The sequence below is a fragment of the Acidovorax sp. Q11 genome (assembly GCF_054950075.1).
In genome coordinates this window covers 1-7,297 of sequence record NZ_JBUDZG010000058.1, presented here as the reverse complement: position 1 = coordinate 7,297, position 7,297 = coordinate 1, and the positions used below count along the sequence as shown (strand labels likewise).

General features: G+C 67.5%; 10 protein-coding genes. 1 reads left to right on the top strand and 9 read right to left on the bottom strand.

Annotated elements, in window-relative coordinates; all coding sequences use genetic code 11:
- Positions 1-216: hypothetical protein (locus ACYZGB_RS22505; RefSeq protein ID WP_462391198.1), on the top strand; the 216-nt coding region annotated here is incomplete at its 5' end.
- 9 nt (positions 217-225) lie between these two features.
- Here ACYZGB_RS22505 and ACYZGB_RS22500 read toward each other — a convergent pair.
- From ACYZGB_RS22500 to ACYZGB_RS22460, 9 genes are all read right to left on the bottom strand, one after another.
- Positions 226-966 carry a hypothetical protein gene (locus ACYZGB_RS22500; RefSeq protein WP_462391196.1) on the bottom strand — a complete coding sequence of 247 codons (741 nt, stop codon included), beginning with the start codon at positions 964-966 and terminating at the stop codon, positions 226-228.
- A gap of 23 nt (positions 967-989) precedes the next feature.
- The gene (locus tag ACYZGB_RS22495) at positions 990-1,409 is read right to left on the bottom strand and encodes a hypothetical protein (protein ID WP_462391194.1); all 420 of its coding nucleotides are present in this window, start codon (positions 1,407-1,409) and stop codon (positions 990-992) included.
- 2 nt (positions 1,410-1,411) lie between these two features.
- Positions 1,412-1,777 (bottom strand): hypothetical protein, encoded by a 366-nt coding sequence (locus ACYZGB_RS22490; RefSeq protein ID WP_462391193.1) that lies wholly within the window; start codon positions 1,775-1,777, stop codon positions 1,412-1,414.
- A gap of 9 nt (positions 1,778-1,786) precedes the next feature.
- On the bottom strand, positions 1,787-4,633 hold the full coding sequence (locus ACYZGB_RS22485) for a hypothetical protein (RefSeq protein WP_462391191.1): 2,847 nt from the start codon (positions 4,631-4,633) through the stop codon (positions 1,787-1,789).
- 14 nt (positions 4,634-4,647) lie between these two features.
- Positions 4,648-5,379, bottom strand: coding sequence for a DUF7146 domain-containing protein (locus ACYZGB_RS22480; RefSeq protein WP_462391189.1), 732 nt, complete (start codon positions 5,377-5,379; stop codon positions 4,648-4,650).
- Positions 5,376-5,918 (bottom strand): hypothetical protein, encoded by a 543-nt coding sequence (locus ACYZGB_RS22475; RefSeq protein ID WP_462391187.1) that lies wholly within the window; start codon positions 5,916-5,918, stop codon positions 5,376-5,378. Before ACYZGB_RS22475 ends, ACYZGB_RS22480 begins: the two co-directional genes overlap by 4 nt.
- A gap of 2 nt (positions 5,919-5,920) precedes the next feature.
- Positions 5,921-6,157, bottom strand: coding sequence for a hypothetical protein (locus ACYZGB_RS22470; protein WP_462391186.1), 237 nt, complete (start codon positions 6,155-6,157; stop codon positions 5,921-5,923).
- A 305-nt stretch (positions 6,158-6,462) separates the two neighbouring features.
- A complete protein-coding gene (locus ACYZGB_RS22465; protein WP_462391184.1) occupies positions 6,463-6,750 on the bottom strand; it encodes an Ogr/Delta-like zinc finger protein in 288 nt (95 codons plus the stop codon).
- Positions 6,750-7,082 (bottom strand): helix-turn-helix transcriptional regulator, encoded by a 333-nt coding sequence (locus tag ACYZGB_RS22460; RefSeq protein ID WP_462391182.1) that lies wholly within the window; start codon positions 7,080-7,082, stop codon positions 6,750-6,752. Before ACYZGB_RS22460 ends, ACYZGB_RS22465 begins: the two co-directional genes overlap by 1 nt.
- Positions 7,083-7,297: the final 215 nt, after the last annotated feature.

Sequence of the window (7,297 nt, the reverse complement as noted above, 5' to 3'; positions counted from 1 at the left end):
CGAAGAAAGAGGCCGATTGCCTCGCTCGCCAACATAGACAGGGGCGCGATGTGTAGTTACTGTCAGGGCCTTCGCGGCGGGCTACCGCGCGAGCGGTTTAGTCCTCTGGCCGATAGCTGCCATGTTATCAACAGCCCGGCCGCTCAAACCCAGGCCACTCTCTTCAATAAAAAAGCGCGAAGCAGCCTCCACCACTTCGCGCTTTTTTTCGCCTGACCCTGCGCCCTACATCACCACCTCGCCTCCGCGCTGCACCTTGTGAATCTGCGCAGGCGTCAGCACATCCTGCGCCGTGAACGCCCCCAGGTCGAACACACCCAGCGCCTCCACGTGCGGCCGCGCGCTGTACTCTGGCAAGCCCTGGGCCATAGCCTTGAGTCCATCAAGCATGAACGCCCATCGCGCAGCCACTCTTTCCGCGTGCATGGCTGCAGAGCTGGGCGGGCGCCCCAGCGAATCCTCATGCACGCTGGGATGGCAAGGCGCATGCGCTGCCAGCGCCATGGCCCTGGCCATCTGTTCACCCGCTTCCTGCAGCGCCTTGTAGCCCTCAGCCTGCGCGTGCGCCACATAGGCCCGCTCATACGCTGCCGCATAGGCGCGCGCCTGCCTGCTGGCCTCGGCCGCCACCGCCTGCAGTTCCTTCGCCCCCTTGGCCTGCGCCACCCGCATCACCTCGGCCATGGCCTGCGCATCGTTCTTGCGGTTGAGCGCGCTGCGCGTGGCTGCATCGTTGCTCTCGAACCCAGCTTCAGAGAACGCCTTGTGGAACGCATCCGAAGCCGCATCGGCTTCCTCTTCTGCCGCCTTGATCTTGCAGCCCAGCAAATCCTGCCCGGCCTTGGCCTGGGCAAACCTCGGGCCTGCATCGTTGTCGTAGGCCGTGCGTGCGCGGGCCAGCTCGGCCAGCGCTTCGTGCAGCGCAGCCTGGGCGCTTCGGGCGTGTTGTTGAACATCGAACGTCATAAGTCACTCCTTGTGGACTGGGGTTAAAAAAACACACGTGAAGAAGAAAGGCTTGAAGGTGGCGCAGCAGCCTGCGGCGGCGGTGCTGGCGGGTTCAGCCACTGCGCAGCGCCGCACCCCTCCAGATGCGCGCGCGCCACCTGCTGCGCGGCCGGGGTCAGCTTGGGAATCAGAGCGCGCACAGCCTCGCGCATGGCCTGCAATTCGCTTTCGGAATTGCCCTGCCCTGCCTGCATCGCATCGATGCGCGCCTGCAGCGCTACGGCTGTCCGCGTGGCCTTGTCGAGCTGGGCCGCCAGCCGCTGAACCTGGGCCAGGCTCTCTCGCTCTTGCGGGGTTGCGGGCACCACTGCGCGCAGCGCATGCAGCTCGCGCTGGCGCTTTAGCCGGTGCTTGCGCTGCCGCTCTGCATCGGTCATGGGTGTGGGTTTGCCGCTGCGCATGGTCAGTACGGCAAAGCGCAGAACCGATGGCAGCGCTGCAGCATGTCCTTGTGTGGCGTGTACCACTCAGGCACGCCCGGCAAGCGCCCCTGAGCAGCCATGGCGCAATTGCCCATGCGCTGCAGGTGGTAGCAGTCTCGGCAGCGGTGGCGGTCGTCTTCCAGCACATCCACGGCCGGGCTTTTGGTCGAAGCCGATAGCAGCGCCAGCAGCTCGGGCTTGTGCAGCCGGATGGCATCGCTGGTGGCTTCGTCCAGCCAGTCGGCAGGCCACACCTGCAGATTGCCTTCGGCAGTGACCGACAGGTGCAGGCCCCGATAGCGCAAGCGTTCCAGCAGCGCGGCGGCGGCGGTTTTGATGTCGCTCATGCTGCGCCCTCAGAACGTCGCCACGTTGCTGGCCGTGTCATTGGCCATGCTGTCGGCCGCAGGCATCGGCCGTAGCGCCGCCGACTGATGCACCGCCCAGTGCAGCAGCCCGGCCCGGTGGCCAATGCGCACAAACCGTTTGCCATCCACGATGCGCCCCTGCATGCGCTCTATCCAGCGGCCCAGCATGCGCGAATTGATCTTGCCTGCCTGCCCTGCAATGTCATCCATGGCCATGGCCAGCAGCGCATCGGTATCACTGCGCCGGATGGCGCCGCCTACCGTTGTCTGGTCCGGCCCAAACGCTGCAAACCACGCTTCCACCAGCGCGCGCAGCTTGGTGGTTTCCGGGTCTTGCTCGAAGGCGCGTGCGGCCGCTTCCATGGGGTCGGACAGCGTGGGCAGGCCCTGTGCTTCGGGTGTTCCTTCCAGCGCGGCCACGTGCTGCGCCAGCCAGCAGATGGGCTGCCGCACCAGATCATCCCAATGCTCAAAGCTCGCGGTCCTGCCCTTGGCCATCTTTGGGCGCCCTGCAGTGATGTACGCCCGCACGATGGTCAGCGCTGCCACCACATAGGCCAGCCGTTCGGTCTGCATCATCTGCGCGGGGTCGAACGAGAAGTCGCGCGTGTAGGGCGTTTCGCTCTGCGCATCGATGCGCGCCGTCAGCACCCTTCGGCAAGTGTCCGAAGTCATGCGCAGGTTGTTGCCCGTGGCGATGAACAAGGCCCGGTTGGGCAAGGTGATGGTTTCACTGCTGCCCAGCACACGGTCGGCAAACGTGGGCGCGGTCAGGAAGGCATCCAGCGATGCAGAGCCCAGCGGCTCGCGCACGTTGTCCCACAGGACGACGCGCTGGCCTTCGCGCAGCACCGCAAACAGGCGCTTGCGGGTTTCTTCGTCGGTGTCGGCCGGGGGAAGAATCGAAGGCTCCGAGCCCATGGCCAGGATGCCAATGCAGCGGGCCAGCAGGGTCTTGCCACTGCCTGCGGCCGGGGCGTCAAAGCCCACGCCCGGTGCGGTGGGCAGGCTGGCCCGCAGCGCGGCCGACAGCAGGCCATGCAGGGCCACGCCGTTGGCCACGGCGTCCACCAGTGGGAACAGGGCCAGCGGCGCCCACAGAAAGCGCAAGGCTGCCAGGGCGTCCTGCACGCTCGGTTTGACCGGCACGCGGGGCGGATTGGGGTGTTCGCAATAGAACAGCAGGCCCGATGCTTCATCGTGGCCAGGGCGGTCGAGGATGCTGCCGTCGATGCGCAGCGTGGGTGCCGTGACCACCGCCACCAGCTTCTTGAAGCCGCGCTCGCCATGCTTGGCCAGGATTGCGCGGGCAACGCTCAGCGGCGCATCCTCGGGGCCTTCTTCGGGTGCCTCTTCGCCATCGGCTTTTCTGCGATGGCGCATGGAATAGAACTCGCACACCCGCCCCATGTGGTCGGTCAGCCAGTCAGGTGTCACCGGCCGCGCCTTGCCGTCGCTCACATAGGCCACGGCGCCCTCGCCGTAGTCGAACAGTTCGCCCCGTTCCTGCAGTACCGCCAGGACGGCATCGGTCGTGGCCACGCGCATGCCGCGCCCTACTTGGATGCGGGCGCTCTGGCGCAGCAGCTCGAAGCGCATGCCGCCATGGCGGTGCGTGAACAGGTAAGGACGCTGGCCGCTCTTGAGGTTGACCACCGCCACGCGGGTATCGCTATCCGGGTCCAGCGGGTCGGCAAACTGGGCGTTGTGCCAGCGCTCGGGGTGGTCGAGGATTTCTCCCACGGAGACGGGCTTGCCCTGCTCCGCCATCAGCACGAAGTCGCCCATCAGCACGCGCTGGGCGCTGGCGCGCTGCAGCACGTCGCGGGCCTTGTCCACGGGGATGCCCCGGCGCTTGGCCAGGGCCGGGGCATTGGTCGCCACCCAGCGCTCGCGCTGGGCGGCGCACTGCCCTGCCAATTGAACCCGCGCGGCCTTCTTGAGCGCCTGGGCCTGCTTGTGGGTGTCGGCATCGTGCGGGATCAACGCGAGGTCGAACAGGGCCAGCGGGTCGCCAAAGATGCGGGGCGCGGCGTGCGGGCGCTGCAGGCTCTTGCCCAGCAGTGGCGGCGCGCAGAAGTCCAGGCGCTCGGGCTGCCACACGCTGGCATCGATCAGGGTGCGCTCCAGCGCCTGCCCGGCCCGGCCTACGTCGAACCAGCCGTGGCCAGCGGCCCACAAGAGCTGCACCAAGGCCCTGCCCGCTTCCGGAATGCGCGAGGCATCGCGTACCGGAATGTAGAGGCGGTGGCGAGTGAGAGCAGACAGCTCGCGGCCATCCGCCGTGCACACACCGGCCGAACAGCTCGGGCGCCACAGCATGGGGGCATCTGCCAGGGCCGGACAGGCTTCTATCAAACGCTGGCGGAACACATCGGCAGATAGTTCGCCATCGGGTGCGCCGTCATGGTCGAGCATTAGTACGCCGGGGCCTACTGGGTAGGCGAAGTGGCGGCGGGTGCGCGATATCGCAACGGGTGTGTCGGCCACCTCGCGCTCGGGAACGATGGGCAACGGCTTGCCCACGCCGCCATCGCACACGCCCCAGTTTGTGGCCTGCGTGGGGTCGAGGGTTTCCAGCATATCTGCCAGCTCTGCAAGCCCGTGGGCAACCGTGCGCACCGCGCTGCCGCGCATCATGTTGGCGGCGCTTTCTTTGTGCAGCGTGCCATCGGGGGACAGGGTCAGAACCTTGGTCAGGCGGTCGGGGACCGTGGCGGTGAAGACGGTGAATTGCAGGGCAGCCGTGGGTGCTGCGGCAATCGCAGCGGGGATGGCTGGATGGATGGTTTTTGCCGCGCCCGTGCTTGGTGCGCTGGCCTTCTTTGTTGCCATGGTGGGGTCGTTTTCTAAAGCCGGGTGGCGGTGAATTGGGGGACGGTGTGGACGCCATCGGCGTGGGCCATGTCGGCCACCATCGGGAAGACCTGCAGGCCGCAGGCGCTGGCCTTGCGCGCCAGCCCGGCGGCGGGTTGCCATTGCGCGGGGTCGCGGGCGTCCACGAACACATGCAGGCTGCGCAGGCCACGGGGCCAGCGGGCATGGGCGAGCAGTGAGGCATCGGGCACGGCCCACACCGGCATGCGTGTGGCCTGGGCGATGCGCAACGCGTTGGCAATGCCCACGGCCATGCCCATCACGCGGCTGGCGCTGTCTGCAGGGACCAGCCTCGCGCAGGCGCCCAGCGCGGGGCCTGCCTTGCCGGTCAGCTTGATGGGTGCAGGCACCGGGGCCAGCGATCCATCGGCCGCAAGGTAGAAGCGCTGCAGCGCGACCGCGTGGGGTACGGGCGCACCCTGCAGCCCTCGCGGGTAGGTGTCCACCTCGAACAGGGCCAGCAGCGCGGGGAACTGGCCCAGGCACACCGGCTTGCGGTCGGCCTGCATGTGCCAGTAGTCGAGCGCGGGATGCAGGCGCAAGGCTGCCGGGTATGCGCTGCGCAGTGCTGCGGGCGCCACGCCGCTACGCGCGAGGTAGCGGCCGGCCGCATCGTCGGCCGACGCCGGCCGCGCTTCAGCCCACAGGCTGGCGATGCGCGCCCGGTTCACTTCGTAGGCATGCCTTGCGCCTGCTGCGCTCATGCTGGCTTGCCTTCGTGCACGGGTGCTGCTGTCAGCGCAGCGTGCAGTGCATCGAGCATGTCGTCCATGGCGGCAGTGCGCTCGGCCATGGCATCGGCCAGCAGGCGCAACGCGGCGGCAAGGTTCTCGCCGGTGAGGGTGTCGGCTGCGCACGGCGCCATGTCGGCCACGGCCTCGAACGCGAGCTGGGCTTGGCACATGTGGGTGTACTGGTCGCTGGCGTCCATGGCCAGATGGCGGGCGCGGTCGCTGGTGTCGCGTGCCCCCGTCGCTGTGCGTACGGCATCGAGCCGCACGCCGATGGCGTCCAGGCGCTGCTCCATGGCGTCGCTGTGCAGGTGCAACAGCTCGCCCAGGCCGTCCATGCTGACGGTGGCGTGTGGGCTTGTGACGCCTGCGGCCAACGCTGCGATGGCATGGCAGGCGCGCAGCACGGTGCGCAGGGATTCGGTGAAGTCCTGCGCTTCGAGCACCAGCTGCGGCAGGCAAAGCTCCGCCTGCGCTGCCTCGGGGGCAGCGTTGTGGGTGGTCGTGTGCATGGTTACCCCTCCAGGCTCAGGGCCACGTCCAGGCCGCGCAGTGCGGCCAGGGCCTGCATCACCTTGCGGCGTGCGCGGGCGGCGTCCACGTGCGGCTGGCGCAGGTGGTGCAGCGCAGTGCCCAGCGCGTTGTGCGCGGTGGCGTGCAGCTGGATGGGGTCGGGGGTGCCCGATGTGGGCAATGAAGCGGGCGAGGTGGTGCGCGCGATCAATGCGCGTGCGTGAGTACGGTCAGCCATGAAGGCCTCCAAGAGGTGCGGTTTGCAAAAACCACCGACCCCCACGCCAATGGAGGGCGGCAGCTCGAACAGGTTGGCGTACCGGGCACCTCTTGCGAGAACCGGCGAGCCTTGCGGCTCCCTGTCCGAGCCGCCAAAAACTGGAGGCACGAACGAACAAGCCGCAGGTACTCTGCGGGAGAGTCTGCGGCTTGCGTCGCAGAGGTGCACCGGGACGCCAATCCCGATCACGCCTTTTTTTGACGTGACGGCGCAGTGTAGCGTGCGAGGGGGCTGTGGGACAAGGGCTTGCATCGTGAAGTTCCTCACGGGTGGGCGCTCAATTGCCCGGCGCCGCTGCGCTGGTGGTCCGTTGATCGCGCATGCGCATTCACCAGCGCCTGCGGGGACTGCGGCAGGTTGATGGACGGGTCGGGCTTGCCAGAGGGCGACAGCGTGCGCACGGCTTCGGCCTGCACGACGAAGCTATAGCTGCATTCCGGGTCTTCACACTGGTAGATCAGCTCGCGCAGCGTGGGCGACAGGCCCCGGCTGGTGCGGGTCTTGGTCTTGCCCTTGCAGTGGGGGCACAGGAACATCATGCGCGTGGCCATCAGATCGCTCCCATGGCTACGGCACGTGTGGGACGGGGCGCACGGGGTGAGCGGCCTGGCTTGGCGGGTGGAGCTGGCGGTGTGGCGCCCACCGCAGGACGTGCGGCAATCCAGGCGTCCACCTCGGTTTCGCGCCACGCCACGCTGGTGCCGTGCAGTTGCACGGCGCTGGGAAAGTCTCCGGCCTTGACCTTGGCGTAGATGGTGCTGCGGCCAAGGCCGGTCATAAAGCACACATCGTCAATACGTAGCAAGCGCTCGCGGTACGGGCGCACATCGGACGGGCCGGGACCGGCCTGGATGGGTGTGGTTTGCGTGGCTGTTCTTTGCATGTCCCTATGGTCTTGTGTGGACTGCTGAAAGCCAAGAAACCTATGTTGTGGCTGCGCTCCCCACAGTTAGTGATGGGCAACGTGATCGACTTAGCAGGCTGAAGAAATACCTCCCACGCATCCAGCCCAGCAGCCCAACCCCCGGTAAGCTCACCGGAGCCTCCCACATCACTTGACCTTGACCCCCATGCGCGGCGCCGACACCTTCACCGAAA

Coding starts and splice junctions, on each gene's coding strand:
- ACYZGB_RS22500 (WP_462391196.1), bottom strand. CDS start 966: ATGACGTTCGATGTTCAACAACACGCCCGAAGCGCCCAGGCTGCGCTG.
- ACYZGB_RS22495 (WP_462391194.1), bottom strand. CDS start 1,409: ATGCGCAGCGGCAAACCCACACCCATGACCGATGCAGAGCGGCAGCGC.
- ACYZGB_RS22490 (WP_462391193.1), bottom strand. CDS start 1,777: ATGAGCGACATCAAAACCGCCGCCGCCGCGCTGCTGGAACGCTTGCGC.
- ACYZGB_RS22485 (WP_462391191.1), bottom strand. CDS start 4,633: ATGGCAACAAAGAAGGCCAGCGCACCAAGCACGGGCGCGGCAAAAACC.
- ACYZGB_RS22480 (WP_462391189.1), bottom strand. CDS start 5,379: ATGAGCGCAGCAGGCGCAAGGCATGCCTACGAAGTGAACCGGGCGCGC.
- ACYZGB_RS22475 (WP_462391187.1), bottom strand. CDS start 5,918: ATGCACACGACCACCCACAACGCTGCCCCCGAGGCAGCGCAGGCGGAG.
- ACYZGB_RS22470 (WP_462391186.1), bottom strand. CDS start 6,157: ATGGCTGACCGTACTCACGCACGCGCATTGATCGCGCGCACCACCTCG.
- ACYZGB_RS22465 (WP_462391184.1), bottom strand. CDS start 6,750: ATGGCCACGCGCATGATGTTCCTGTGCCCCCACTGCAAGGGCAAGACC.
- ACYZGB_RS22460 (WP_462391182.1), bottom strand. CDS start 7,082: ATGCAAAGAACAGCCACGCAAACCACACCCATCCAGGCCGGTCCCGGC.